General features: G+C 60.3%; 21 protein-coding genes and 1 tRNA gene. 7 read left to right on the top strand and 15 right to left on the bottom strand.

Going from position 1 to position 25,902, the window contains the following annotated elements:
* Window positions 1-71 precede the first annotated feature (71 nt).
* A complete protein-coding gene (locus tag GZH79_RS04940) occupies window positions 72-1,508 on the top strand; it encodes an alpha/beta fold hydrolase (protein WP_211642482.1) in 1,437 nt (478 codons plus the stop codon).
* An 85-nt stretch (window positions 1,509-1,593) separates the two neighbouring features.
* On the opposite strand, the gene GZH79_RS04935 is transcribed toward GZH79_RS04940, so the two are convergent.
* The 9 genes from GZH79_RS04935 to GZH79_RS04895 form a co-directional block, all read right to left on the bottom strand.
* Window positions 1,594-3,165: a flotillin domain-containing protein gene (locus GZH79_RS04935; RefSeq protein ID WP_211642480.1), complete on the bottom strand. Its 1,572-nt coding sequence runs from the start codon at window positions 3,163-3,165 to the stop codon at window positions 1,594-1,596.
* 13 nt (window positions 3,166-3,178) lie between these two features.
* Window positions 3,179-3,985, bottom strand: coding sequence for a coniferyl-alcohol dehydrogenase (locus GZH79_RS04930; RefSeq protein ID WP_211642478.1), 807 nt, complete (start codon window positions 3,983-3,985; stop codon window positions 3,179-3,181).
* Window position 3,986: 1 nt separating this feature from the next.
* The gene (locus GZH79_RS04925) at window positions 3,987-5,453 is read right to left on the bottom strand and encodes an aldehyde dehydrogenase family protein (RefSeq protein WP_211642476.1); all 1,467 of its coding nucleotides are present in this window, start codon (window positions 5,451-5,453) and stop codon (window positions 3,987-3,989) included.
* Window position 5,454: 1 nt separating this feature from the next.
* Window positions 5,455-6,594: an ABC transporter ATP-binding protein gene (locus GZH79_RS04920; RefSeq protein WP_211642468.1), complete on the bottom strand. Its 1,140-nt coding sequence runs from the start codon at window positions 6,592-6,594 to the stop codon at window positions 5,455-5,457.
* On the bottom strand, window positions 6,587-7,318 hold the full coding sequence (locus tag GZH79_RS04915; protein WP_211642466.1) for an ABC transporter ATP-binding protein: 732 nt from the start codon (window positions 7,316-7,318) through the stop codon (window positions 6,587-6,589). Before GZH79_RS04915 ends, GZH79_RS04920 begins: the two co-directional genes overlap by 8 nt.
* A 1-nt stretch (window position 7,319) precedes the next feature.
* Window positions 7,320-8,255, bottom strand: a complete 936-nt coding sequence (locus GZH79_RS04910; RefSeq protein WP_211642464.1) for a branched-chain amino acid ABC transporter permease — start codon at window positions 8,253-8,255, stop codon at window positions 7,320-7,322.
* Window positions 8,252-9,118 (bottom strand): branched-chain amino acid ABC transporter permease, encoded by an 867-nt coding sequence (locus tag GZH79_RS04905; RefSeq protein ID WP_211642462.1) that lies wholly within the window; start codon window positions 9,116-9,118, stop codon window positions 8,252-8,254. Before GZH79_RS04905 ends, GZH79_RS04910 begins: the two co-directional genes overlap by 4 nt.
* A 64-nt stretch (window positions 9,119-9,182) precedes the next feature.
* Entirely contained in the window at window positions 9,183-10,382 is a 1,200-nt protein-coding gene (locus tag GZH79_RS04900; RefSeq protein WP_211642460.1) for an amino acid ABC transporter substrate-binding protein, read from the bottom strand.
* On the bottom strand, window positions 10,379-11,758 hold the full coding sequence (locus tag GZH79_RS04895; protein WP_349291160.1) for an aldehyde dehydrogenase family protein: 1,380 nt from the start codon (window positions 11,756-11,758) through the stop codon (window positions 10,379-10,381). The genes GZH79_RS04900 and GZH79_RS04895 overlap by 4 nt, the downstream gene beginning before the upstream one ends.
* Window positions 11,759-11,938: 180 nt before the next feature.
* Here GZH79_RS04895 and GZH79_RS04890 point away from each other — a divergent pair, with 180 nt between their 5' ends.
* Window positions 11,939-12,859: an AraC family transcriptional regulator gene (locus GZH79_RS04890; protein WP_211642458.1), complete on the top strand. Its 921-nt coding sequence runs from the start codon at window positions 11,939-11,941 to the stop codon at window positions 12,857-12,859.
* 145 nt (window positions 12,860-13,004) lie between these two features.
* Here GZH79_RS04890 and GZH79_RS04885 read toward each other — a convergent pair whose 3' ends face one another.
* The 6 genes from GZH79_RS04885 to pdxH form a co-directional block, all read right to left on the bottom strand.
* Window positions 13,005-14,162, bottom strand: coding sequence for an acyltransferase family protein (locus tag GZH79_RS04885; RefSeq protein ID WP_211642456.1), 1,158 nt, complete (start codon window positions 14,160-14,162; stop codon window positions 13,005-13,007).
* A gap of 495 nt (window positions 14,163-14,657) precedes the next feature.
* Window positions 14,658-18,308, bottom strand: a complete 3,651-nt coding sequence (locus GZH79_RS04880; protein ID WP_211642448.1) for a vitamin B12-dependent ribonucleotide reductase — start codon at window positions 18,306-18,308, stop codon at window positions 14,658-14,660.
* A 517-nt stretch (window positions 18,309-18,825) separates the two neighbouring features.
* Window positions 18,826-18,902, bottom strand: a tRNA-Pro gene (locus GZH79_RS04875).
* Window positions 18,903-18,951: 49 nt separating this feature from the next.
* Window positions 18,952-19,425: a DUF192 domain-containing protein gene (locus GZH79_RS04870; protein ID WP_211642446.1), complete on the bottom strand. Its 474-nt coding sequence runs from the start codon at window positions 19,423-19,425 to the stop codon at window positions 18,952-18,954.
* Complete coding sequence (locus GZH79_RS04865; protein ID WP_211642444.1) at window positions 19,425-19,949, bottom strand: cold shock domain-containing protein; 525 nt, start codon at window positions 19,947-19,949, stop codon at window positions 19,425-19,427. The genes GZH79_RS04870 and GZH79_RS04865 overlap by 1 nt, the downstream gene beginning before the upstream one ends.
* 32 nt (window positions 19,950-19,981) lie before the next feature.
* Window positions 19,982-20,587, bottom strand: a complete 606-nt coding sequence (gene pdxH, locus GZH79_RS04860) for a pyridoxamine 5'-phosphate oxidase (protein WP_211642442.1) — start codon at window positions 20,585-20,587, stop codon at window positions 19,982-19,984.
* A gap of 141 nt (window positions 20,588-20,728) precedes the next feature.
* Here pdxH and fabI point away from each other — a divergent pair, with 141 nt between their 5' ends.
* From fabI to GZH79_RS04835, 5 genes are all read left to right on the top strand, one after another.
* The gene (gene fabI, locus GZH79_RS04855) at window positions 20,729-21,535 is read left to right on the top strand and encodes an enoyl-ACP reductase FabI (protein WP_211642440.1); all 807 of its coding nucleotides are present in this window, start codon (window positions 20,729-20,731) and stop codon (window positions 21,533-21,535) included.
* Complete coding sequence (locus GZH79_RS04850; RefSeq protein WP_211642437.1) at window positions 21,532-22,146, top strand: LysE family translocator; 615 nt, start codon at window positions 21,532-21,534, stop codon at window positions 22,144-22,146. The genes fabI and GZH79_RS04850 overlap by 4 nt, the downstream gene beginning before the upstream one ends.
* A gap of 11 nt (window positions 22,147-22,157) precedes the next feature.
* Window positions 22,158-22,679, top strand: a complete 522-nt coding sequence (gene gpt / locus GZH79_RS04845; RefSeq protein ID WP_211642435.1) for a xanthine phosphoribosyltransferase — start codon at window positions 22,158-22,160, stop codon at window positions 22,677-22,679.
* A 142-nt stretch (window positions 22,680-22,821) separates the two neighbouring features.
* A complete protein-coding gene (locus GZH79_RS04840) occupies window positions 22,822-23,994 on the top strand; it encodes an aminotransferase (protein ID WP_211642433.1) in 1,173 nt (390 codons plus the stop codon).
* Between the two features lie 64 nt (window positions 23,995-24,058).
* The gene (locus GZH79_RS04835; protein WP_211642431.1) at window positions 24,059-25,900 is read left to right on the top strand and encodes a peptidyl-prolyl cis-trans isomerase; all 1,842 of its coding nucleotides are present in this window, start codon (window positions 24,059-24,061) and stop codon (window positions 25,898-25,900) included.
* Window positions 25,901-25,902 lie beyond the last annotated feature (2 nt).

The raw sequence follows: 25,902 nt of genomic DNA, 5'->3' as shown, positions 1-25,902 counted from the left end.
TTACCCTCGGCTGATACGGCGCTATGTTTGGACAGATGCGGATAAAGCGGACGACAACCTGGGTCTTTGCGATGGCGGCAGTGCTTGTCGCCGTGCTGTCTGTTGTCATGCTGGAACGTCAGCGCATCGGCGTTTCGTCCGAGCGCCTGATCCTCGCCTCGACGCCGGTTACGATCTGGCGGTCCTATGAGATCGCAGATGGCCCGCTTGTGATTGTCGCGCATGGCTACGCCGGGTCGCGCCAGATGATGCAGCCGATCTCGATCACCTTGGCGCGCGCGGGTTTTGTCGTTGCGGCGTTTGATTTCCGCGGTCATGGGCGCAACACGGATCCGATGACGGGCGACGTGACATCGGTCGCGGGCGCGACCGCCCGACTGGTAGAGCAGACTGTCGCCGTCGCACAGGCGGCACGCGGCCTGCCGGGCGTCACGGGGCCAGTGTCGCTGGTCGGCCATTCGATGGCGACGGACGTGGTGATCCGTGCGGCAGACCGGATCGATGATGTCGCGGCGGTCGTTGCAATCTCGATGTATTCCGACGCTGTCACGCCGGACTCTCCCCCGCGGCTGCTGATCGTATCCGGTGCACAAGAGGACCGGCTGCGCGAGGTCGCAGTTGACCGCCTGCGACAGCTCGAACCCGACGCAAAAGAAGGGGTGACGGTCACGGACGGCCCGGTCGAACGCCGCGCGGTGGCGGCCCCTTGGGTTGGTCATGTCGGCGTGCTTTACAGTGCGTTCACGTTGACCGAAGTGCGTGAATGGATCGCGGCGGCAACGGATCACGCATCGGCCGGTCCGCTTCCGCGTATCGCACCCTGGCTTGTGGCGTTGTTGGTCGCACTGGTGGCAGTGATGTGGCCGCTGAGCAAAGTTGTGGGTCCACCCATGGCACAACCGGCGCCAATCGGGCGCAGGGTCATCCTGATCCTTGCAGCACCGGTCGCGCCCGCACTATTGGCCGCAGTCGTGATCCCGCCCGGCGCTGGCGGTCTATTCGCATTTGGTGCTTTGGCAGTCTTCTTTGGCGCGTGGGGCGCGATCCAGCTGGCACTTTTGTGGCGCATCGGTGTGCGCTCATCTCGCATTCACCTCTTGCCGCTTGCCATTTTCCTGTTCTGGGGTCTTTGCATCTTTGCCTTGGCGCTGGACCGCTACGGGGCGGCATTCGTCCCTGTCGGGACGCGGCTGTGGATCATGTTGGTGCTGATGATCGGAACCGTCCCCTATTGCGTGGCGGACGCATTGGTCATTGCGCGGTCTGGTTGGATCGCATCGACAGTCCAGCGGATATTGCCCCTGCTGACACTCCTTTGCGCGATGCTGATCGCACCGACACTGGGAATCGCATTCACAGTGCTTCCTGTGATGCTTTTGTTTTGGCTGGTTTACGGGGTCGCAGGTGGCTGGGTCCGCAGACGCAGTGACCCGGTTTCGGTGGGTCTGTGTCTTGGCATCATCCTTGCCTGGTCCATCGCTGCCAGCACGCCGCTGGTGGCGTCGTAAGGCTGAAGCCCCCCGGGCTTTCGCCTGCACCTTTGCCAAAAAAACGTGGTTAGGGCTGTGTGGATCACCGGGGCAACCTGCGGCGTCACTGATCGTCCGGGATCGGTTTTTGTTTTGGGCCCGGAACCACGACATCCATGTTGACACCGATTGAGTCACCGAGCTTTTTCATGGCGGGCAACGAAACCGCCATATCAAGGATCGCATCCACAGTTTGCGTCACCGGCGATGTCGCACTGCCGGCGTCTTGGCCGGTGCGGCCAAGTCCGGACACGTGGTTGATCGAGATGCCCTTGATCTTTTCCGCAGGCTTGACCATCTCGGCGATGATCTGCGGCATGGCCTTTAGCCGGGCAAGTTCCAGTTCCATCGCGACCTGTGCCGCGGACCGCGCATTTTCGGCGTTGATCTGGGCAAGGTTCGCCTCAGTCTCGGCCAGCCGCATGGCTTTGAGCGCTTCGGCTTCTTCGCGCTTTGCAGCCGCCTTGTCGGCAGCCGTCGCCTTGTCCGATGCTGCGGTGATCCGGGCGCGGGCGGCGGTGGCTTCGGCTTGTTCATGCGCCGCCAAAAGGGCCAGTGCCTTGCGCCGCTCTGCCTCTGCCATCTGGCGGGCGGTCTGCACAGCTTCGGCGGCTTGAACGGCGTCGATCCGTGCGACATCGGCCTCGGCGTGCGCTTTGCTTTCCTCTTGCGACTTTGCCGCGAATGCGATGGCGCGGTTCTGCTCGGCCATTTCAAGCGCCAGCGCCTGTGCGATTTCTGCTTCGCGCAGTGTCTGCTCTTTGGCGATATCGGCGGCGGCGATATCCTGCTCCATCTGGATGCGGGACTTTGCGGCGGATCGTTCGCTATCGGCCTTCCGCGCGGCGATTTCGGACAATTGCGCCGCGATCAGGGTTTCCACCTCTTGCGTTTGCGCAATTTCGGCGCGGCGCTGTTCCAGGTTGATCTCAAGCTTGCGGCGTTCGGATTCCATCGCCGTGCGTGCGACGCTGACCTGACTGTCGCCTTCGATCTCTGCCCGCTCCTTTTTGGATTTGGCGATGATTTCGGCCAGCTTGCGCATCCCGACCGCGTTGAACGCGTTGTTTTCGTCAAGCGAGGCAAAGGGCGTCTGGTCCAATGCGGTCAGCGACACGGAATCAAGCTGCAGACCATAGGTCGCAAGCGTATCGGTCAGACTCTCGCGCACCTCCTTGACGAAACTCGCGCGGTTTTCGTGCAATTCATCCATCGTCATCCGCGCCGCGACCGAACGCAGCGCGTCGATCATCATGCCGTCGATCAGGCTTTTCAACTGGTCCGGCTGGAACACGCGTTTACCAAGCGTCTGCGCTGCACGCGTGACCGCATCGTCGTTGGGTGTCACGCTGGCGTAGAATTCCGCACCCACATCGACCCGCAGCCGATCCTTGGTAATGAGTGACGATTCACCAGATCGCGCCACGTCCATGCGCAGGGTCTGCATGTTGACCCTGTTGATTTCGTGAAAATAGGGGACAGCGATGGTGCCCCCGTCGACCACGACGCGCCGCCCGCCAAGGCCGGTGCGGACCAAGGCAACTTCGTTGCTTGCCCTTTGATAGAATGACGCAGCCAATGCGATGATGATCGCCACGACGACCAGAAGAATGATGATCCAAGCAAGTGCAGCCATGATGTGGCCTCCCTTAAGATGACAGCCCGTGCATGTCGCACAGGATATTTGATGACATGCCGCCGTCGGCCGGAATGTTGGTGCCCCTGATCCAGCGCGTCATGTCAGACAGCAGGAAGGCCACGATCGGGGCCAGATCGGCGGGTGTTCCGGGCCGATCCATGGTGCGCATGTCCTCTTCGGCCCGCGCGCCAAGCGTTTCGATGAAATCACCAAGGATCGGCGTGTCCACCGGACCGGGGCTGACGCTGTTCATGCGGATGTCGCGGTCACGCCAGGTCCAGCGGTTCTGCATCGTCCAGGCAATCAGCGCCTCTTTGGAAAAGAAATAGCTGCGCCCGCCTTCGCTGGTGATCTGGTGATCGGCGGCAAACCGGGCCGCGTCGTCCACATGGACCCCTTCGCTGGCACGGATGGCGGCAATCGCATCCGGCCAGCCGAAACCAGCAAGCGACGCAAGGTTCACGATGCTGGCGCCATCGTTCAGCTTTGGGATCAGGCCAAGTGTCAGATGTTTGAGCCCGAACAGGTTCACGGCAAGTACCTTTTGCGCCGGTGCGGTGGGCGGCAGGCCCGCGATATTCGCGATACCGTCGATCCCATTGGGCAGCACGTCGATCAAGGCATCAATCGTGGCCCCGTCGGACAGATCGGCGCGATAGAATTCTTCGACATGGTCGAACTTTTTGGTCACGTCCACGCCAAGGACCTTTGCCCCCATGGCGGTGCAGACGCGTGCCGTTTCCTGACCGATGCCCGACGCAGAGCCGGTAACGACGATGGTTTTGCCCTTTAGCAACGGTGCCCTTTCCCAGCCCATCTTAAAACACCGGCGGGAAAGGACGCCCGCCACGATCCAGTGTGATCCAGCGGGTTTCGGTAAAGGTCTCCATCGACCATTTGCCGCCATGCTTGCCGACACCAGACGCCTTGCTGCCACCAAAAGGCACGTGCGGTTCATCGTTTACAGACGAGCAGTTGACGTGACACATGCCGGTTTGCAGCTTGCGCGACATGTCCAGCGCGCGATGTTCGTCAGCGCTGATGATCCCAGAGCTTAGTCCGTATTCCGTATCATTGTTCAATGCGATGGCTTCGGCATCGGTCTTGAACGGCACAACGACGGCCACAGGGCCGAACGTCTCGTCCTGCCAGACAGCCATGTCGGGGGTCACGTTCGTCAGGATCGTCGGTTCGACGAAACGGTCCCAGACACGCCCACCCAAGACGGCCTTCGCCCCCTTGGCCAGCGCATCCTCGATCTGGAATTTTACCCGCGCGACCTGCCGGTCGTTGATCAGCGGCCCGATGACGTTGTCCTTGTCAGCGGTATCACCGGTTTTCAGCTTGGCCGCCCGCGCCACGAACTGACGCAGGAAATCAGGATAGATGCTTTCTTGCACAAGCACCTTTTCCACTGACATGCAGATTTGCCCCTGATGCATAAAGGCGCCGAAACTGGCCGCTGACGTGGCACGTTCCATGTCGGCATCTTCCAGAACGATCAGGCTGTCCTTGCCGCCCAATTCCACACAAGCCTTTTTCAGGTGGGCACCCGCCTTGGCCGCGATCTGTCGTCCGACGGGCGTCGATCCGGTAAAGGAAATCCCCTTGACCAGCGGGTTTTCGACCAATTCGTCGCCCATTTCGCTGACCCGTTCGCGTGAACAGGTGATGACGTTGAAAACACCCTTTGGCACGCCCGCCTCTTCCAGCACTTCGGCAAAGAACAGGCCACCTGCATAGGGTGTGTCTTCGGAAGGTTTCAGGACGATCGTGTTGCCCGCCGCAAGCGGAAAGGCAAAGCCGCGCGATGTCAGAATTCCCGGCATGTTCCACGGGCTGATGACACCGACGACACCCATCGGCACCCGTTCCACCATCGACACCTTGCCGTGCTGAGAGGGGAGCATTTCGCCGACCGCATTATAACACATGGCGGCTGCCGCGCGGAAAACTTCGGGCACATAGCCTGCTTCGAACATGCCTTTTCCGAACCATCCGCCGCCTTCCGCCTGCGCTGCGGCCACGAATTCCATCTTGCGCCGTTCCCACACGTCGGCGGCTTTCAGCAGGAACCGCGCACGGTCCTGAAAATGCAGTGCAGCCCAAGCCGGAAAGGCAGCCTGAGCCGCTGCGATGGCGTCGCGGGTTTCGCTGCGTCCACCGTCGGGCACCTGCGCCCAGACGGCGCCGGTCGAGGGGTTCATGTCATCGAAGGTGCGCGGGCTTTGGACCCATTCACCGCCGATATACATACCTTTGATCTGCGAACGATTGTCGAGCATTTCAGGACCTTTCAAATTCACTGCCACCGGGTTGGCGGCGATACACTTCGACCCGCGGCGCGCGGTAGACTTCGATGACGGGGGGCGGTTTGGCAGCAGCGGTCGGCTGATCGGCCACGGGCCCCGGCGCGCCGCGCTTGGGGGCGGTCATTCTGGGGCGATTGCGGGCAGCCTGCGCGGCGCGTTCGATTTCACCCATCACCGCGGCCAGCCGGTCAGTCGGAACCCGCGCAGTGGTTGCAGCACCCGGACGCTGGCGTGCGGTGACGTCGATGCTTTGCTGGCTGGCCGCTGACACCAGATCGGCCACGGACCGGCCAAGGACCGCATCGGCCGAAAGCGTCTGTTGGCTACGCGGCTTGATCGCAAAGGACGCAGGTTCGGGCGTGGGCAGGACGGCAGGTGCTGTCTGCGTCGCCGGTGGCGCGCTGCTGCCTGCCCCCAGATAGGCCGCCTGCACCGCAGGGTCCTGCATCATGTTTGCGGCGGTATCTTCGTGCACCACGCTGGCATTTTCGATCAGGTAGCAACGGTCCGCGATGGCCAGCGATTGTTTGGCGTTCTGTTCGACCATCAGCACACCGATCCCCAGATCGCGCACCTTTGCGAGGTTCTGAAACAACTCTTTTGACAAAAGCGGTGACAGGCCAAGTGACGGCTCGTCCAGTGTCAAAATGGTCGGGTTCGACATCATGGCGCGACCGATCGCAACCATCTGCTGCTCACCCCCGGACATGGTCCGCACTGTCTGTTTTTCACGCTCGCGCAGCTTTGGGAAAAGCGTATAGACGCGGTCCAGCGTCAGGGCCTCGTCATCGCGCGCGCGCCGGGAATAGGCCCCAAGCGTCAGGTTCTCGCGCACCGTCAGGTCTGGAAACACACCCCGTCCTTCTGGCACAAGGGCCAGACCGGCATCGACAATCCTGTTGGGCGACAACGTTGTCAGATCCGTGCCATCAAGCTGGATACGTCCCTGAACAATACCCTCACAGATCCCGCTCGCGGCTTTCAAAAGCGTGGATTTACCCGCACCATTCGCACCAAGGATGACCACGATTTCGCCCTTGTCCACCCGGACCGACGCATGATCCAGCGCCCTGTGCTGGCCGTAGCGGACGCTGACATCGGATAGTTCAAGCATCGTCGTCTCCCAGATAGGCGCGGATGACCTCTTTGTCGGACAGGACTTCGGTGGGTGAGCCTTCGGCAATCTTGGCCCCAGCAGCCATGACAACGCAGCGGTCGCACAGGGACCGGATTGCATCCATGACGTGTTCGACCAGAATGACGGTGCGGCCCTCGTCGCGCAGCGACCGGATCAGCCCGATTCCGATCTGCAGCTCTGTCGGGTTCAGGCCCGCCAGCCATTCATCAAGCAAAAGCACCTTGGGATCGCTGGCAAGCGTGCGGGCCAGTTCAACCCGCTTGGTGTCGATATAGGTCAGTTGCCCGACGGCCATATCGCCCTTGCCGCCCAGTCCGACCTGTTCAAGTAGGCGATCGGCATGGTCCCGCGCCTCTGCCCCCCAGCGCCTGCGATGCCCGAAAACGGCACCCGCCACGACGTTTTCACGGACGTTCATGGACGGCAGCAAACGCACCAGTTGAAACGTCCGGCTGACCCCTTTGCGGGTGATGGTCTGTGCGGGCAAGCCCGAAATCCGGTCGCCCCAAAGCGACACCTGCCCCGCAGTCAGTGGCAACGCACCGGAAATCAGGTTCAGTGTCGTGGACTTGCCCGACCCGTTCGGCCCAAGAAGCCCCACCACCTCATGCTCTGCCACATCGAAATTCATTGCGTTGACGGCCGTCAGCCCGCCGAAACGCTTCGTCACACCGTTCAGGGAAAGAACCGGTCTTGCCATGTTATGCGTCCCCCCTGCGGCCCGCGCGGGACGTCAGCCTGTCCAGAAGACCGACAAAACCCTTGGGCAGGAAATAGACGATGATCAGGAACGCGATACCGATCACCAGCGTCGATTGATTTGGAAAATTGGCCGATACCGCTTCCAGCAGGAACGTGAACGGGATCACCCCCACAAGCGGCCCCCACAGGCGCGATGCCCCGCCCAGAAGCGCCATGATCACCACCTGGAACGACAGGATCGGTGCGAAGGCCAGCGAGGGTTCGATATAGACATAGCGCGGTGCAAGAATGGCGCCCGTCATGGCCGCGACAGCGCCCGGCACCATGAACAGCAACACTTTTGCCAACGCGGTGTTGATGCCGGAATGGGCCGCGACCGTTTCGTCATCACCGATGATCCGCAGCGCAAAACCAAGCCGCGACCGCCCGATCAGCCATCCTGTCAGGAACACAGCCGCCACCAGCCCCAGAAGCCACCAGTAGATGCCCGCCTCGTCCAGATCAGTCAGGACATAAAGCCCCTTTTGACCGCTGTTGTTCTGGACCCATGTGATGACCTGCCGGACCAGTTCTGCCAGTCCCAACGTGAAGATCACAAAATACACGCCCGACAACCGCAGCGTGGCCAGCCCGACAAGGGCCGCCAGAACAGAACCGATCACACCGGCAACGCCGATCAGCGCCCAGAACGGCAGGCTGTCGATCCCCAGCCCGGTGACATAGCTGCCCACACCAAAGAATGCCGCCGTCGCAAGGCTGATGTAGTGGGTCGGCCCGGAAAACAGCGCCCAGGATGTCGCCAGTGCGGTGAACATGGCAATTGTCACGCCCAGACCCAGCCAATAGCCGCTGTCTGACAACGGAAGCAGCGCGCAAATGCCCAACGCAAGCGCGGCCAGAAACAAGGTCCGCAGATCAGCTCCGGTCAGGCTCATGTGGTGGACTTTCCGAACAGGCCCTGTGGGCGGAACAGAAGTATTCCAAGAAACAGGATATAGGCTGCAGCAAGGGTCAGGCCGGGGTCGATCAGGCTGGCGACCGCTGTTTCAACGACACCCAGCAAGAGCGCCGCAACGATGGTGCCGCGCACGTCACCGACGCCGCCCATGATGACGATGATCAGCGCCTTCAGTGTAAAGACCACGCCGGTGGATGCATCCAGCGTCAGATAGGTAGAAATCAACGCGCCCCCGACGGCCGTGACCGCCCCGCCAAGGGCAAATGCCAATGCCGACAGGCGTTTCACGTCGATACCCACCAGCCGGGCCGACGCAGGTGCCGTTGCGATGGCACGGATCGACAGCCCCGCGCGGGACTGGTTCAACCAAAGATAAAGCGCACCGCAGATCACGACGGCCATGCAGAATGCGATGACGCGGTTGGCGCCATAGGTGCTGCCCAGCAGCTCTACCGGGACGGCCATGAAGCTGTAGGAAAAATAGTCGCCCCCGAAAAAGCTGAGCATCAGCCCCACACCGATGAACGATAGTCCAAAGGTCGCAAGGATACTGTCCGTTTCCAGTTGGCCACGCGTTCTGGCGCGGTTCACGAGCGGTTGCAGCATGATGCGGTAGATCAACCAATTCAGCGCAAAGGCCAACGGCGCCACGAGGAACATCGTCACCAGCGGCGAGAGCTGTAGCGAGGCATAGGCGATAAAGGCGAAATAGCCCCCCGCCACCAGAATCTCGCCATTGGCCAGATTCATGATCCGCGCGACACCGTATTGCAGGTTCAGGCCCATCGCGATCAACGCGTAGGTGCCGCCCAGCAGTATGCCTGTGATCAGAATATCCAAGGGTGCAGGTCCTTTGCGGAAATGGGTGCGGGGCGACGCCGAACGTGCCACCCCGCATTGGGGTTTAGTCCCAGCCGTCTTTCAGGATGACCGGTGCGGTGCCGTCGCGCCCGCGCGACGCCACGCCGACGAACACGCCGTCCTGCCACTGGCCCACGGTCCAGAAGTCCGGGTTGGAATTGTTTTCATCAAAGGCAATCGGCCCAAGGATCGTCTCAAAGCTCGCCTCGCGCAGGTGGTCGGACACTGCCTCGCGATCCAGTCCGACGGCCTCGATCGATTGCGCCAGAATTTCGAGCGAAGCATAGGTCGTGGCCGACGCCCAATAATCTGGCGCGGCCCCTGTCACCGCCATGTGCGCTTCGGCGTATTCTTGGAATGCGGGGCTGTTGGGATTGACCCCGCCCGCGCCCAGAACGCCTTCGGCTGCGGCACCGAACCGTGCGCCATAGCCCGGAAAGGGTGTGGCGACCGCTGTATAGAACGCCTGCACGTCAAGGATTTCGATCATCGCCTGTTCGGTCAGACCGAATGTGTCGGGCGGATAGGACCATGCGACGAACGCGTCAGGCTCTGCCGCTGCGGCACCCTTGATCACCGGAGAAAGATCCTGTGTGCCCAAGGGGTAAGAGGTCTCGTAGACCAGCTCGAACCCGGCTTCGAGGAACAGGGGCTTGGCTGCCGTCGCAAGTTCGATTCCAAACGCATCGGCCACGTTGACCATCGCCACGCGGTTGCCCAGCTGGCCGGCTTCACGCATGTCCGTCAACACGCCGACAAGATCAGCCGCCAGCGCTGTCGTGGTTCCCAAAGTGAAAAACATATTCGGAAACTGGTCGGACAGTTCGGGCTGCTGGTCAGTGATCGCAGACACTGCAATTTGCGGATATCCGTAGCGGTCGAACAGCGGTGCTGCCGCAAGGTTCAGACCAGTGCCATAAGGTGCGATGATAAAGTGCGCTTCGTCCTGCGTAGCCAGACGCTGCACGGCCTTGATCGTCTCACCGGGGTTGGTCTGATCGTCGTATTCGATCAGTTCGATCATCATCTGTTCACCGTCGACGTTCAGACCGCCCGCGGCATTGACCTGATCGACCCACAGATAAATGGTCGGCCACTGGGTAACGGTCGCACCGCCGGCCAGCCCGCCGGTTTTCGGTGCCACGGCACCGATGCGGATGGTTTCGGCGCTGGCGGCGGTGGCCGAAATGGCGCTTGCGATTGCCAAGGCACTGACAAGTTTCAGGAAAGGTCTGCGGTTCATTGATGTTCCTCCGGTTGCAATGGTCGTTTCTTCAGCGCCTGCGGGGCCACGCCTTGATGCGTGGCGATCCAGCGGGTTTCGGTAAATTCATCGATCACGCTCTTGCCGCCAAAACGGCCATGCCCGCTTTGCTTCATGCCACCGAACGGCATGCCGGGATCGTCATGCACAGAGGGACCATTGATCTGCACGACACCATATTCCAGCACATCCGCGACCGCCTGCCCTGCCGCGATATCGCGGCTGAAGACAGCGGCGTTGAGACCAAATTCCGATGCGTTCGCGATCGAAATCGCCTCTTCCGCGTCATAGACACGGATGATGCTTGCCAGCGGGCCAAATGCTTCTTCGTGAAACACCCGCATGTTCGACGAAATGCCGTCCAGCAAGGTCGGCTGAAGCACCCCGTCATCTAGACGTCCACCTACGACAAGACGCGCCCCCTTTGACACGGCGTCTTCGATCAATCCGTGCACTCGTTCGGCGGCATCGGGTGAAACCATGGGGCCGAAAAATTCAGGGTTCGTATCTGCATCCATTCGTGCAAGGCGCGCCATGAACTTGGCCACGAACGCATCTGCGACGGACTGGACCACGATGATCCATTCGGTCGACATGCAGATCTGGCCCTGATTGAAGAACGCCCCGAAACAGGCCGCGTCAACCGCAGCATCCAGATCGGCATCGCCCAGAACGATCAGCGGCGCCTTGCCCGACAGTTCCAAAAGAACAGGTTTCAAATGACGGGCAGCTTCCATCGCCACGTCACGCCCGACGCGGGTCGATCCGGTAAAGTTTATCCGGCGAATACAGGGATGTGCGATCAGGCGGACCATTGTGTCGTGGGCATCGGCGGGTGTGTTGATGACACAGTTCAGGACGCCATCGGGCAGCCCGGCTGCATTCAGGGCCGTGACCAGGCGCTGGTGCGTCCGGGGACAAAGCTCTGACCCTTTCATCACCACAGTATTGCCGCAGATCAGCGGCCCCGCGACAGCCCGGACCCCCAAAGTGATCGGGGCATTCCAAGGCACCATGCCCAGACAAACCCCTGCAGCCTGCCGGCGCACGATCGAAACCTTGCCCGTCTTGTGGTTCTTGATGTGCTGGTCAGCAAGTTCGACCGCCAAACCCGCCGCGAAATCCAACATCTGCTTTGCAAGATCGACATTGAAGTCGATCCAAGACCGTGACGCGCCAACTTCGTCTGCGGCGAGGTCCACCAGATCATCACGCGCAAGATCCAGTTCGTGAGACATCTGCCTGATCACCCGCGCCCGGTCCGCAGGCGTCCAGCGCGACCACGATGCAAAGGCTGACGCCGCCGTGTTCGCGGCGGTATCGGCATCCAGCAAAGGCGCCTGCCGCGCTTGCACGCACACAGCCTTTGCGTGGCCCACAGGTGGCCTCGCTGCGTTCACGTTATTCCTCCCCTTCGCTGTGCGGCAGTCTTGCTTGCCATCACAGCGGCTATCTCCCGTAGCCGCCGATCACCCTATGCCCAGAATATACGAAAGAAATATGGATATCTGGGTATTTCATGTATTCTTCTGGTTATGTCTGCCGAATCTTTGACGTTTCAGTTTGGGTCCCCGACGCACGCAAGCGTTCATGCAGAGGTGTTTCAAAGTGCGCTTTATGACCGGATCCTGAGCCGCACAGTCGAATTCAACAGCCGCACCTGGACCTGCATCTTTCTTTCATCAGGAAGGCTGACACGGATCACGCCCACCGACGAACGCATCATCGTTGCACCCGCTTTCCTGTGGGAACCAAAGAACGATGGCGTGCGTATCCGCGCCCACGCAGGCAGCAATGGCACCATCATGACACTGGGTGAAACGACGCTTGCCAACGCGATCGGCCACAGACCGGAAGCCGCCGCATTGCGGATGATGACGACCCGCGATTTCGTTCTGAGCTTTGAGACCAAAGAGGATATCCGCGACAGTGCAAGGGACTGCTTTGCCGCCATTCTACAGGAATTAGAGGCAAACCAGACCGGCAAGGAAACCATCATCGAGGCGCAAATCAGGATCTTGCTTGTGCTGTTGTGGCGGGCCGGGATCAGTGACGTCATCCAGACGGGCGGCTACTCTAATTCGACCCTGACGCTGGAACGCTTTCGACTGCTGGTAGAGGCCCATTTGCGCGACCGCTGGACCGTCGCCCGTTTTGCGCAGGAACTGGGTATCTCTTCTGACAGGCTGCACGACATCTGCACGCGGACGCTGGCTAAGCCACCACAACGGCTGATACAGGACCGCACAGTGTTCGAGGCGCAGGCTTTGCTGGAAAGATCACATCAGACCATCGACCAGATCGCCGACTATTTGGGGTTTCGCAACACGTCCCACTTCAGCGCATTTTTCAAAACGCAAACCGGTTTTCCGCCCGGCGCCTTTCGCAAAGCCATCGGTCGCAAGGATCAGGCGGCGAAACTCGCCCAGTCGCGCAGCCACTCGGACTGGCCCTGACGCACCGAGACGAATCCATTCCTTAACAAATTGCGAATGACGTCCACGTTGGTGTGAAAACGCGCTGGCCAGACATCAGCCAAGTTTCCACTTCGTGCAAAGCGCCGATCTGGGCCTGTAGCCTACCGGGTCGTCAAAATAATCGTCAAGGAAATTTGGGGCCTGCTACCGCCGGCTTTCCACCGACAAGGTAGGATGCGGACCCGAGCCTGTCAGCGATACGCCACAAAATCCACGTCATTCCATATACAAAGATCAGCAGGCCAAAAAACTCAATCGCCCAAGGCAAAGATACTTGCGCCACAAGTGCAAGTCCCACAAGCGTCACGGGGAAATGCAAGACATAGACCGGAAATACGGCCCGGTTAAGCTCGGACAGCAGACTGCTCGGTTTATTTAAAAAACGGACGGCCAGACCCAACGCAGTCAAACACCAGGCCCATGCTGTTGCGGCTTCGATGACTGAAAATAGCGTGGCGTTTTCTGGGTTAAGACCCAACGGGACCCAGCCACCTGCGGCCAGTGCTTCACCGGTGGCAACGTCCGCTTCAAGCGCTATTGCAAGCAGTAACACCTTTGCGCCGAAAAGCACGCACGCGGTCGATAGGAGTATCCAGACCCGACGTCCAACCCACCCGAGGATCATCGCGCAATTGCTTCCAATCAGAAAGCCGCCGAGGAAAAACACGAGGTAATATGGAAACTGATAGTTGTCTCCGGCAATGGCAGCAGCATAGGGCTTAAAGAGCACAACCGCTAACACCGAAACGACGAGCAGAAACAGCATAAGACGCGCGGGCAGTAATGCCCCCAGCGCGATCCGGTCGCGATACGCGAACACTGGCCAGCACAGCACCGAGTAGATTGCCAGATTAAACAAGAACCAGAGGTGCTGAACCTGTCGTGGTTCGAAATCACTGAGCCATTGCCACCAAAAGGGAAAAAATCCATGTTGCGCACCGGTCATGTATGCAATCGCATAACCGCCGAAAACATTGATAAATGCGGCGGCGAATAACGCTGGAACAAGCAGACGTAAAAGTCTGCCACCCATAAAACGGATACCAGTGCCGCGACCAGTCAGAAACCAGGTGCCAACCCCAGCGATCATGAACAATGACGGCAACCGCCAGCTATGGCTCCAATAGATGAACAGATTCATCATGTCCCCCGCCAAATCATTGTTCACGAAACCGTAAATGTCTGCGCCCCAGTCAACAAATCCAACTGCGACGTGATGCGGCACCAAAAGCGCAAAAAGAAGAACACGAAGCCAGTCAAGTTCATAGTGACGCTGCAACATGAACGTTCTCCCGCATGTATCTGTAAAAACACCTACCCCGATCTGTAGGACATCGGCGCAGAAATAAAATTTCCGGTATGCTAAATCACACGTTTGAAACCGAACACTGTTTTGCTTGCAACACCCGGCGTCGGGACGAAATGACGCGACCCGATCCCCCAAACTGATGCGCGCGCCTTTTGAAACGCTCTTCGTGACGAAAAAAGGGGCCCCCGAAGGGACCCCGTGAGTTTCGCTTATCGGGCTCGTGATTTTACCGCTCGAAGTTTTTTGCCTGTGGCCCGATCCGCGCCGGAAGCAAGCGCACTCACTCCGGATTCAAACTCCGTCATCGCTCTGGTGGCACCCCAATCGTAAAACGCGTGCCAATCACTCAACTCGTAACGCAGAACCGCTGGGTCCTGCTGGGCAAACCGACCATTTCTGGCCGCTTTGCCCGTTTTAACCGGTGGCTGGGAGGAACTATGCCCGCCGCACCAACGGTTCCTTTTCGACTTAGCTACACCCGCTTGTTCCGCCGCAGGTGTTGCATTTCATGCAAGTGCCGTTGCGCACCAGCGTGTAGTTGCCGCATTCGCCGCAGGGATCGCCTTCGTAGCCCTGCATCTTGGCCTTGTCGCGCATCGTCAGGCTGCCGCTGGATTGCATCGTGCCCGATGACATCGCGGTGGCGACCTGACGGCTGACTTCGGGCACCAGTGTCTGCAGTGCGGCGACTGTGTCCGCGACCATGGACTGACCGCCCTGCAACACGACCAGTTCCTGCGGCATCCGCTTGCGCAGATATCCGGTCGAGCTGATCTGCTTGAGCACTTCAAGGCTACGGCTGGCCGCGTCCTCTGTCGGGGTCTTGACGTTGCTGACGCCTTCTTCTTCGCCACGGCCAATGTCGTCAAAGGACGCGCCTTCGGGTTTGACATGGGCCAGATCGGTGCGGTCCAGATAGCTGACCGCCAGTTCGCGGAAGATATAATCCAGGATCGACGTCGCGTTCTTGATGCTGTCGTTGCCCTGCACCATGCCCGCCGGTTCGAATTTAGTGAACGTAAAGGCGTCCACGAATTCTTCGAGTGGCACACCGTATTGCAGGCCCACGGATACGGCGATGGCAAAGTTGTTCATCATCGCGCGGAAACCGGCACCTTCCTTGTGCATGTCGATGAAGATTTCGCCCAGCTTGCCGTTCTGGTATTCCCCTGTCCGCAGGTAAACCTTGTGACCGCCGACGATGGCCTTTTGGGTGTAGCCCTTGCGCCTTTCCGGCAACTTGTCGCGCTGCGATTTCACGACCTCGCGGATGATGATCTTTTCCACGATCTTTTCAGCCAGCACGGCGGCCTTTTCGTGGTGCGATCCGCTTTCCAGAATCTCGGCGGCTTCCTCGTCATCCTCGACCAGCGAGGCCGCAAGCGGCTGCGACAGTTTCGATCCGTCACGATACAGCGCGTTGGCCTTGATCCCCAGTGACCACGACAGTTCGTATGCCTTTTGGCAGTCCTCGATCGTGGCATCGTTGGGCATGTTGATCGTCTTGGAAATCGCGCCAGAGATGAACGACTGCGCCGCGGCCATCATGTAGATGTGGCTGTCGACGGACAGATAGCGTTTGCCGATCTTGCCGCAGGGGTTGGCGCAGTCGAAGACGCTGTAGTGTTCTTCTTTCAGGTGCGGCGCACCTTCTAGCGTCATGGTGCCGCAGACATGGGCGTTGGCCGCGTCGATATCGGCTTTTGTGAACCCAAGGTGACGCAGCAGATCAAAGGTCGGATCGTTCAGCTTGGCCGCAGGAATGCCCAGCGTGCCGGTGCAGAAATCTTCGCCCAGCGTCCACTGGTTGAACACGAAACGGATATCGAACGCGGCTTTCAGCGCGCCTTCGACCTTGTCGATCTCTGCCTGACCGAAGCCATGACCGACCAGTGAGGTGTGGTTGATCCCCGGTGCCTGACCGATGGACCCGTGACCGACCGCGTAGGCAATGATTTCTTCGATCTGGGACGTGCGATATCCCAGTTTTTCAAGCGCTGCGGGCACTGACTGGTTGATGATCTTGAAATAACCGCCACCGGCCAGTTTCTTGAATTTCACCAGTGCAAAATCAGGCTCGATCCCGGTGGTGTCGCAATCCATGACCAGACCGATGGTGCCGGTCGGTGCGATGACGCTGACCTGCGCGTTGCGGTAGCCGTGCGCCTCGCCCAGTTTCAGGGCGTTGTCCCATGCATCGACTGCCATTTGCGGCAGGCGTTGGTCGGGGCAGGATTTGCGGTCCAGCGGAACCGGCGTGATGTCCAACCCTTCGTAACCGACCAGTTTGCCCTTGGCCGCGTTGCGGTGGTTGCGGATCACGCGCAGCATGTGCTGTTCGTTCTTGGCATAACCGGGGAACGCGCCCAGCTCACCCGCCATTTCGGCGGATGTCGCATAGGACACGCCAGTCAGGATCGCGGTCAGGGCACCGGCCATCGCGCGGCCTTCGGCACTGTCATAGCCCAGACCCATGTTCATCAGCAGACCGCCGATGTTGGCATAGCCCAGTCCCAGCGTGCGGAAGTCATAGGACCGCTGCGCGATTTCCTTGGACGGGAATTGTGCCATCAGCACGCTGATTTCCAGCGTCACGGTCCACAGGCGCGTGGCGTGGATGTAATCGTCGGCCTGAAATTCGCCGTTTTCGTAGAATGTCAGCAGGTTCATCGACGCCAGATTGCAGGCAGTATCGTCAAGGAACATGTATTCCGAACAGGGGTTCGATCCGCGGATCGCGCCGTCTTCGGGGCAGGTGTGCCATGCGTTGACCGTGTCGTGATACTGAATGCCCGGATCGGCGCAGGCCCATGCGGCGTGGCCGACCTGTTCCCACAGGTCGCGGGCCTTGATGATCTTGGCGACTTCGCCGTTGCGGCGGTTGATCAGTTTCCAATCGCCGTCGTTCTGCACGGCCTTCAGGAAATCATCCGTCACCCGGATCGAGTTGTTCGAATTCTGGCCAGAGACAGAGCTGTAGGCTTCGGAATCCCAGTCGGTGTCGTAGGTCGGGAATTCGATGCTGGTGTGGCCCTGCTTTGCGTAATCCAGCACACGCTTTACATATGTCTCGGGGATCGCCACTTTTTTCGCAGCTTTCACAGCGGCTTGCAGGGCGGGATTGACCTTGGGGTCATAGGCGTCTTCGGCAGTGCCGTCCCATGCCTTGATCGCGGCAAAGATCGCGTTCAGCTTTTCTTCGTGCATCTTGGACCCGGCCACGATGCTGGCGACCTTTTGTTCTTCCAGCACCTTCCAGTTGATGAACTGTTCGATATCGGGGTGGTCGGCGTCGACGATGACCATTTTGGCCGCGCGGCGCGTGGTGCCGCCGGATTTGATCGCGCCCGCTGCGCGGTCACCGATTTTCAAAAAACCCATCAGGCCCGATGATTTACCGCCGCCGGACAGCGCCTCGCCCTCGCCGCGCAGGCTGGAAAAGTTGGTGCCGGTGCCAGAGCCGTATTTGAACAGGCGCGCTTCACGCACCCACAGGTCCATGATGCCGCCCTCGTTGACCAGATCGTCACCGACGGACTGGATGAAACAGGCGTGCGGCTGCGGATGTTCGTAGCTGGACGTGGATTTGGTCAGCTCTTTCGTTTCGAAATCGACATAGTAATGGCCCTGTGCCGGTCCGTCGATGCCGTACGCCCAATGCAGGCCGGTGTTGAACCACTGCGGGCTGTTGGGGGCCGCGCGCTGGGTCGCCAGCATGTGGCGCATTTCGTCGAAATACGCGCGGGCGTCGGATTCGGTGGTGAAATAACCACCCTTCCAACCCCAATAGGCCCAAGCCCCGGCCAGACGGTCAAACACTTGCTTTGCACTGGTTTCGCCGCCGAATTCTGCATCGTCAGCGGGAACAGAGCGCCACAGGAAGGCGGGGACGCCCTTTTCCTTGACCTTGTTCACCTTGCTGGGGACGCCTGCCTTGCGGAAATATTTCTGGGCGATGACATCGGATGCCACCTGCGACCAGCTTTTGGGGATCTCGCAGCCTTCAAGCTTGAACACCACCGTCCCGTCGGGATTGCGGATTTCCGACGTCGCGCTTTTGAAAGCCACGTCGTTATAGGCGTCCTGCCCTTCGGTCGTGAAGCTGCGTGCGATTTTCATGTTCGATCCCTTTACCCTGCCGCCGTGCGGCCCTGTTTTATGGTATGCCTCGGTTCAGGCACTGCTCTGATGTGTGACGATGAAATGCCGGGGTCGCCTGGCGCCACGCCCGGTGTTTCAGCTTACCCAATGCACTAGGTCCCACACACGTCGACCACTACATGTGGTGCAGCTTTTGCCGACCTGCACAACCTGACGTATCAGTGGCGGGGGGGTCAACGGCTTTATTGTCGGAAAATCGGTTTTATCAGGTTGACGATCCGCGCCAGATCAGACCGCCCAATTGCCCACCGATTCATCCGCCTGTTGTCCACAATTTCATCCACCGACGCGCCGGAAAGTCCGCCAAGGATTCAAGCGACTTACAATCAATTGTTAAGATTTGGCTGCAATCGGGTTGGCAAAATTCGGTCGCGGCACCACCACGACGGGGGTGTGCAACCAAGCCACACACAACATGATGTGGTTCGCCCAAGGATTAGGCGAATCGTGTCATATGCATGTGAAGTGGATGTGCTGGTCGGGGCGATAGGATTCGAACCTACGACCCTCTGTTCCCAAAACAGATGCGCTACCAGGCTGCGCTACGCCCCGAACCGTCGCCACCCATAAGGTGTGAAATCGGAATTGAAAAGCACGAAAATCAGCTTTCGCAAGGTGCAGCCGCTTCCGGGCCGATTGCCGGGTGCTGCAGGACATCGCCGGGGGCGATCCCCAGACGTGCCGCAAGACCGCCGTTGATTTCCAGAACATATTGAATGTCGTCCCCGCCAAAAATCGGGGTTTCATCCAGCGGCACGGCTTGCGGATGGATGCGGGCAATGGTGCCGTCCGCCCCGGCAAATAGCATATCAAGTGGGATCAGCGTGTTGCGCATCCAGAAACTGGCGACACGGGGTTCGTCGTAGATAAAGATCATGCCGGTCATGGTTGGCATGTCCGGCACGTTCATCAGACCCTGGGCACGTTCGGTATCGTCATCGGCCACATCAACCGCAAATCGCGCGCGGCCAAAATCACCCAGCACCGTCACCACATCGGGATCACAGCCAGCGGCCTGCACGTCTGTCGCCAGCATAGCCGTGACCGCGACGGCCAAGATCGTCAGTCGTTTCATTAGTGTCCCTCGCCCAGATCCCAGGATTTGATTTCGACCGCCATGCGTCCGCGCTCGCCCTGTATCACCCGCATGGCAATCGCTTCTCCGGCGGTCAATTCGGCCAGACCGCAACGGCGAACCACTTCAACATGTACAAAGATGTCATCAGATGCGCCAAACACGTTTGCGAAACCAAAGCCTTTGGACTTGTCGAACCATTTGACCCGCGCGGGCAGCAATGGCATTTGCGCCCTGTCGGCATCTGTCAGGTGTTCCAGATCATCCAGCGGCACTGCATCGCTGGTTCCCGGCGGCGTGATCGCCAGAATGCGTTCGGCCTGCACCCCACGCGGGGTGCTGATGACTGTCATGCTGACAGCACTGCCTTCGGAAATCGATCCCTGACCGAAATTGCGCAGCACGTTCGAATGCAGCAAAACATCGGGGCCGCCGTTGTCGCGGACGACAAACCCGAAACCCTTTGTCGAATCAAACCACTTTACCGTGCCATTCACCGCCTCTTCGGTGGGGTCAGCGTCCATTGTCCAGCCTCCTTCATGTTCCAATCCCGGTCCTACGGGGACAGGCGTGTGATATCCCATGCTGCTGCAGGATCAGCCCTGCGCCAGCGGAAACGGTCGTGTAAGCGATGTTCGCCATCGGCCCAGAATTCGATTTCCAGCGGACGCATGCGGTAGCCCCCCCAGAACGGCGGGCGATCCGGATCATCGCCTTGCGCCAGGCGCGCCGCCGCGACACGGTCCATCAAGACGTCCCGCGATCCAATCGGCGTCGATTGCGCAGAGGCCCAAGCCCCGATCCGGCTATCCAGACCGCGGCTGCGGTAATAGGCGTCGGCCTGCGGTCCGTCTTCGCGGGTGATCAGCCCCCGCGCCCGCACCTGCCGCCGCAGGCTTTTCCAATGCATGACAAATGCCGCACGCCCGCTGGACTCCAGCTCTTGCCCTTTGGCGCTGTCATAATTCGTATAGAAAACGAAAGCGTCTGCTTCGACCTGTTTGAGCAGCACGATGCGGACATTGGGCATGCCATCGGGATCGACCGTCGACAGCGCAATGGCGTTGGCATCGTTCGGTTCCGTCACTTCGGCCTCTGACAGCCAGCGGCGCGTCAGTTCAAACGGATCGTCCCCGGCAAAGATACCGCCCCGGTCGTTCATGGCCTGTCTCCAGTATTGATAGATCAGGTTTAGAGGACGGAACCTTTTGTCACAAGAGCGGGCGGACGCACGATACCTTGTCCCTCGCGGGGGGATCGCCTAAACGTGACGATAGTGAATATTTACGCAAGGGTGCCCAAAATGACCTCTACTTTGATGGCCGGAAAACGCGGTCTGATCATGGGCCTGGCCAATGACAAATCCATTGCCTGGGGCATCGCAAAAACATTGGCGGACGCGGGCGCGGAACTGGCGTTTTCCTATCAGGGCGACGCGGTGAAGAAACGCGTGCAGCCACTGGCCGCGCAAGTGGGGTCGGACATCGTCCTGCCGTGCGACGTGGGCGACATGGACAGCGTTGATGCGATGTTCGGCCAGCTGCAGGAAAAATGGGACAAGATGGATTTCATCGTCCACGCCATCGGCTTTTCCGACAAGAACGAATTGCGCGGGCGTTATGTGGACACCAGCCGCCAGAACTTTCTGACGTCAATGGATATTTCGGTCTATTCCTTTACCGCTGTCGTGCAGCGTGCGGAAAAGATGATGACCGACGGCGGGTCCGCCCTGACGCTGACCTACTACGGCGCGGAAAAGGTGATGCCCCATTACAACGTCATGGGCGTGGCCAAGGCCGCACTGGAAGCATCGGTGCGTTATCTGGCCGAGGATCTGGGCAAGGACAACATCCGCGTCAACGCCATCAGTGCCGGCACGATCAAGACGCTGGCGGCATCCGGCATCGGTGATTTCCGCCTGATCATGAAATGGAACGAATACAACTCTCCGCTGCGGCGCACCGTCACGCAGGAAGAAGTGGGCAAATCCGCACTTTACCTGCTGTCCGACCTTGGCAGCGCGGTCACGGGCGAAGTGCTGCACGTCGATGCGGGCTATCACGTGGTCGGCATGAAAGCCGTCGACGCGCCCGACATTACCAAGGAATGACACTGGCTGCCTTTCTGACGGTGGTGCTGATCCATCTGGCGGCGGCGATCTCTCCGGGGCCGTCGTTCGTGGTGGCGCTGCGCGTGGCCGCTGCAGATGGTTTTCGCGTTGCCGCCGCGCTGGCGCTTGGCTTTGGTCTGGGTGCGCTGCTGTGGGCCGGGGCCGCGATGGCAGGGCTTGCCCTGCTGTTCGAGGTGATGCCGATGCTGTTCACGACGTTGAAACTGGCGGGTGCTGCGTTCCTGCTGTTCATCGCGGCCATGATGTGGCGCCATGCCCGCGATCCGCTGCCTGTGGTTGACGCATCCGCCCGGCCACGCAGCGCCATTTCGGCCATTCGGTTCGGATTTCTGACCTTTGCCAGCAACCCCAAACCAGCGGTCTTCTTCGGCGCGGTCTTTGTCGGTCTGGTGCCCGGCGACACCCCCCTGATCTGGAAAGCAGCCATATTGGCGGCTGTCTTTGTGAACGAAACGCTGTGGTATATCGCGGTGGCGCGGGTCTTTTCACTGCCGGCGCCGCGCGCGGCCTATGCACGCGCGAAAACGTGGATCGACCGCGCATTCGGCGGTTTTCTGGCAGCCCTTGGCCTCAAAATCGCATTGACCTGAAAGGAAACGACATGGCCGACCGCCTGCCCCACGAAAAAGGCTTTCACATCAGCTGGGACCAGATCCACCGCGACAGCCGCGCGCTGGCATGGCGGCTGGACGGACTGGGCCCCGACGGCCAGGCAGGCGAAAAAGGCGGCGGCTGGAAAGCGATCGTGGCCATCACCCGCGGCGGCATGGCCCCTGCGATGATCGTCGCGCGCGAACTGGACATCCGGACTGTTGATACCATCAGCGTGAAATCCTATGACCACCAGAACCAGTCGGATGCCTCCGTGCTGAAAACGCCGGATGCCGACATGATGGGCGACGGGACAGGCATTCTGATTGTCGACGACCTGGTGGATTCGGGCCGCACACTGGAACTGGTCCGCGAGATGTTTCCAAAGGCGCATTTCGCCACCGTCTATGCCAAACCCAAGGGTCGCCCGCAGGTCGACACCTTTATTACCGAAGTCAGTCAGGACACATGGATCTTTTTCCCGTGGGACATGGCTCTGCAATACGTCGAACCCTACCGCGGGCGGGATTGAGACCGCAGATGCCTCCGGCGGGAGTATTTTCAGCAAGATGATAGCAGCCGCATCATCTTGCCCCAAATACTCAAAAACCGCCGTGGCCGAAGGCCAAAGGCAAATATCGTATGCGGCGCAGCCGCCCCGTTTGGAATAGCCTATGTCACAACCGCGCACCTCGCAGACGTTTTCGCCCCCGGTCATGGAAGCGCGGCGCTGGCTGGACGGTGTGACGCACCCAGATGACCGCCCGCTTTTGAACGTCAGCCAAGCCGCACCGGTCGCGGCACCGCCGCTTGTGCTGCGCGCCGAAATGGCCCGCATCGTGATGGAAGAGGCAGAGGCGCATCTGTACGGCCCCGTGCTGGGTTTGCCCGCCCTACGCGCAGAGGTCGCGGCGCAATGGACCAAGGCCTATGGTGGCGACGTCAGTCCTGATCAGGTCGCGATCACGTCGGGCTGCAATCAGGCCTTTGCCGCCGCCATCGCCACGCTTTGCGCCGACGGGGACGAGGTGATCCTGCCCGTACCCTATTATTTCAATCACGCCATGTGGCTTGATATGTCGGGCGTGGTCACGGTGCCGTTGCAGACCGGGCCGGACCTGATCCCCGATCCTGAACACGCAGCGGCACTGATCACTCCGCGCACGCGCGCCATTGTCCTGGTCAGCCCCAACAATCCCGGCGGGGTCGAATATTCCGCCCAGACCTTGGCTGCCTTTCGGGATTTATGCCGCACGCGCGGGCTGACGCTGATCGTCGACGAAACCTACCGCGATTTCGATGCCCGCAGCGGCGCGCCGCACGATCTGTTTGCGGGGGCATGGGACGATACGCTGATCCAGCTTTATTCGTTTTCAAAGGCATATCGCCTGACCGGACACCGGGTCGGGGCCATCGTTGCGTCACCCGCGCGGCTGGCAGAGGTGGAAAAGTTTCTTGATACCGTCACGATCTGTCCCAATCAATTGGGCCAGCGGGCGGCATTGTGGGGGATGCGGCATCTGGGCGACTGGCTGGCGGACGAACGGCTGGAAATCCTGGATCGGCGGGCTGCGATCCGCGACCATTTTCCTGTGCTGGCCGCCAAGGGTTGGGATCTGATGGGATGCGGCGCCTATTTTGCCTATTTGCGGCATCCCTATGCCATGTCCTCTGCCGATCTGGCGCCTTGGCTGGTGGAAAACGCGGGCATCCTGTGCCTGCCGGGGACCATGTTCCGCCCATCGGATGATCCAGCCGGGGCGGGCGAATTGCGCATCGCCTTTGCCAATGTCGAACGTGCCGCCATCGCGGAATTGTTCGACCGGCTGGCCCGGATCGCACCCTGAGGCTTGCACGCACCGGCACAGGCCCATATTGAAGCGCGGAGCACGTATCGGGGGATCAGACCAGATGGCAAAGCAGAAAAAATCGCGGTTCGGCGTATGGGTCATCATGATATTGCTGTTCGTGGGCTTGCTGGGCTTTGGCACCGGCGGGTTTACCGGGTCGATCCAGCGACTGGGCATGGCCGGTGACACCGAAATTCCGGTTTCCAACTATACCACCGCGCTGAACAACCAGCTGCGCAGTCTCGAGGCGCAGGTGGGCAATCGCGTTACATTCGCACAGGCGCAGGCCAGCGGTCTGGATAGACAAGTGCTGAATCAGGTCGTCACGACCGCCACGCTGGACAACGAAACAAGCCGTCTGGGCCTGTCCATCGGTGACGAACGGGTCCGCGACGAGGTGCTGGGCACGCAGGCGTTCCAATCGCTGTCGGGCGCTTTTGACCGTGAAGTCTATCGCCGTGCTTTGACCAATGCGGGCCTGTCGGAAACCGAATACGAGGCATCGCTGCGCGCCGATGTGGCCCGCACCTTGTTGCAGGGTGCGGTGGTCAGCGGTGTGGACATGCCGCCGGTCTATGCCGACACGTTGCTGACTTTCATGGGTGAAACCCGCGATGTCGTTTATGCACCGGTCACACTTGACGATCTGCAAGAACCCGTGTCCGGCCCGACCGCGCGCGAACTGCAAACCTTTTACGACGAAAACCCCGATATGTTCACAGCGCCCGAGCGGCGCGAAATTACCTATGCGCTGCTGACGCCGGACATGCTGGCCGATCAGATCACCGTCGCGGACGATCAGGTGCGCGCGCTTTATGACGACCGGATCGCGCAGTTTCAGCAACCGGAACGGCGGCTTGTCGAACGACTGGCCTTTGCCACGCCCGAAGCTGCGGCCGAAGCGCAGGCCAGCGTTGCCGCAGGTGATACCGATTTCGACGCATTGGTCGACGCGCGTGGATTGTCCCTGTCCGATGTCGATCTGGGCGATGTCAGCCGCGACGATCTGGGTGCCGCTGCCGATGCGGTATTTTCCGCCGCCGCAGGCGATGTGGTTGGACCTGTCGAGACCCGGCTTGGGTCCGCGTTGTTCCGCGTCAATGCCGTATTGGCAGCAGAAGAAGTCAGTTTTGACGAAGCCGCACCCGATCTGCGGCAGGAACTGGCGACCGATCAGGCCCGCCGCGTCATCAATCAAAGCGCCGAACAGATCAACGACCTGATTGCAGGCGGTGCCGCATTGGAGGATCTGGCCGAACGGACCGATCTGGAACTGGGCACGATCAGCATGGCGCCGGACACGACCGAAGGGCCCGCCGCCTATGACGGATTCCGCACGGCGGCCGCCGCGGCAGAACAAGGCGCTTTTCCAGAGCTGCTGGAATTGCAGGACGGCGGTATTTTTGCACTGCGTCTGGACAGCATCACGCCCCCCACCCTGCGCCCCATTGCAGAGGTCAGCGACACGCTGGATACCGCCTGGCGCGCGGCAGCGGAACGTCTGGCCATCATCGCACGGGCCGAAGAACTGGCCGCAGAAGTGACAGCTGACAGCGATCTTGCCAGCCTTGGCCTGGATCCTGTGACCCAGCAGGGTCTGACCCGTGGCAGTTTCGTCGAAGACACGCCTGACACGTTCATGCAGACCGTGTTCGAGATGGACACGGCAGAAGTTCGCGCGCTGCCCACGGCGGATGGGGCGCTGATCGTGCGGCTGAACGCGATCACACCGGCCGATCTGGGCAGTGACCGTCTGACTGCTCAGGCGGAAATGCTGGCCGAACAGGTCAGCGCCGGTCTGGCGCAGGATCTGTACGACGCCTTTGCCAATGATGTCCGCCAGCGCACCGATATCGTGATCGATCAGACCGTCGTGAACGCCGTCAACGCGCAGATGCAATAACC

Source organism: Loktanella sp. SALINAS62 (genome assembly GCF_018263905.1).
Classification (GTDB): domain Bacteria; phylum Pseudomonadota; class Alphaproteobacteria; order Rhodobacterales; family Rhodobacteraceae; genus Loktanella.
Note: the sequence above shows the minus strand (reverse complement) of the source record. Positions and strands in the feature narration are given on the sequence as shown.

What these genes read in the sequence shown, in the direction of transcription:
- GZH79_RS04900 (WP_211642460.1), bottom strand. Translation starts at nt 10,382, where the DNA reads ATGAACCGCAGACCTTTCCTGAAACTTGTCAGTGCCTTGGCAATCGCA.
- GZH79_RS04865 (WP_211642444.1), bottom strand. Translation starts at nt 19,949, where the DNA reads ATGGACGCTGACCCCACCGAAGAGGCGGTGAATGGCACGGTAAAGTGG.
- GZH79_RS04835 (WP_211642431.1), top strand. Translation starts at nt 24,059, where the DNA reads ATGGCAAAGCAGAAAAAATCGCGGTTCGGCGTATGGGTCATCATGATA.
- pdxH (WP_211642442.1), bottom strand. Translation starts at nt 20,587, where the DNA reads ATGAACGACCGGGGCGGTATCTTTGCCGGGGACGATCCGTTTGAACTG.
- GZH79_RS04920 (WP_211642468.1), bottom strand. Translation starts at nt 6,594, where the DNA reads ATGCTTGAACTATCCGATGTCAGCGTCCGCTACGGCCAGCACAGGGCG.
- GZH79_RS04870 (WP_211642446.1), bottom strand. Translation starts at nt 19,425, where the DNA reads ATGAAACGACTGACGATCTTGGCCGTCGCGGTCACGGCTATGCTGGCG.
- GZH79_RS04925 (WP_211642476.1), bottom strand. Translation starts at nt 5,453, where the DNA reads ATGCTCGACAATCGTTCGCAGATCAAAGGTATGTATATCGGCGGTGAA.
- GZH79_RS04890 (WP_211642458.1), top strand. Translation starts at nt 11,939, where the DNA reads ATGTCTGCCGAATCTTTGACGTTTCAGTTTGGGTCCCCGACGCACGCA.
- GZH79_RS04915 (WP_211642466.1), bottom strand. Translation starts at nt 7,318, where the DNA reads ATGGCAAGACCGGTTCTTTCCCTGAACGGTGTGACGAAGCGTTTCGGC.
- GZH79_RS04885 (WP_211642456.1), bottom strand. Translation starts at nt 14,162, where the DNA reads ATGTTGCAGCGTCACTATGAACTTGACTGGCTTCGTGTTCTTCTTTTT.
- fabI (WP_211642440.1), top strand. Translation starts at nt 20,729, where the DNA reads ATGACCTCTACTTTGATGGCCGGAAAACGCGGTCTGATCATGGGCCTG.
- GZH79_RS04850 (WP_211642437.1), top strand. Translation starts at nt 21,532, where the DNA reads ATGACACTGGCTGCCTTTCTGACGGTGGTGCTGATCCATCTGGCGGCG.
- GZH79_RS04880 (WP_211642448.1), bottom strand. Translation starts at nt 18,308, where the DNA reads ATGAAAATCGCACGCAGCTTCACGACCGAAGGGCAGGACGCCTATAAC.
- GZH79_RS04910 (WP_211642464.1), bottom strand. Translation starts at nt 8,255, where the DNA reads ATGAGCCTGACCGGAGCTGATCTGCGGACCTTGTTTCTGGCCGCGCTT.
- GZH79_RS04840 (WP_211642433.1), top strand. Translation starts at nt 22,822, where the DNA reads ATGTCACAACCGCGCACCTCGCAGACGTTTTCGCCCCCGGTCATGGAA.
- gpt (WP_211642435.1), top strand. Translation starts at nt 22,158, where the DNA reads ATGGCCGACCGCCTGCCCCACGAAAAAGGCTTTCACATCAGCTGGGAC.
- GZH79_RS04940 (WP_211642482.1), top strand. Translation starts at nt 72, where the DNA reads ATGGCGGCAGTGCTTGTCGCCGTGCTGTCTGTTGTCATGCTGGAACGT.
- GZH79_RS04935 (WP_211642480.1), bottom strand. Translation starts at nt 3,165, where the DNA reads ATGGCTGCACTTGCTTGGATCATCATTCTTCTGGTCGTCGTGGCGATC.
- GZH79_RS04930 (WP_211642478.1), bottom strand. Translation starts at nt 3,985, where the DNA reads ATGGGCTGGGAAAGGGCACCGTTGCTAAAGGGCAAAACCATCGTCGTT.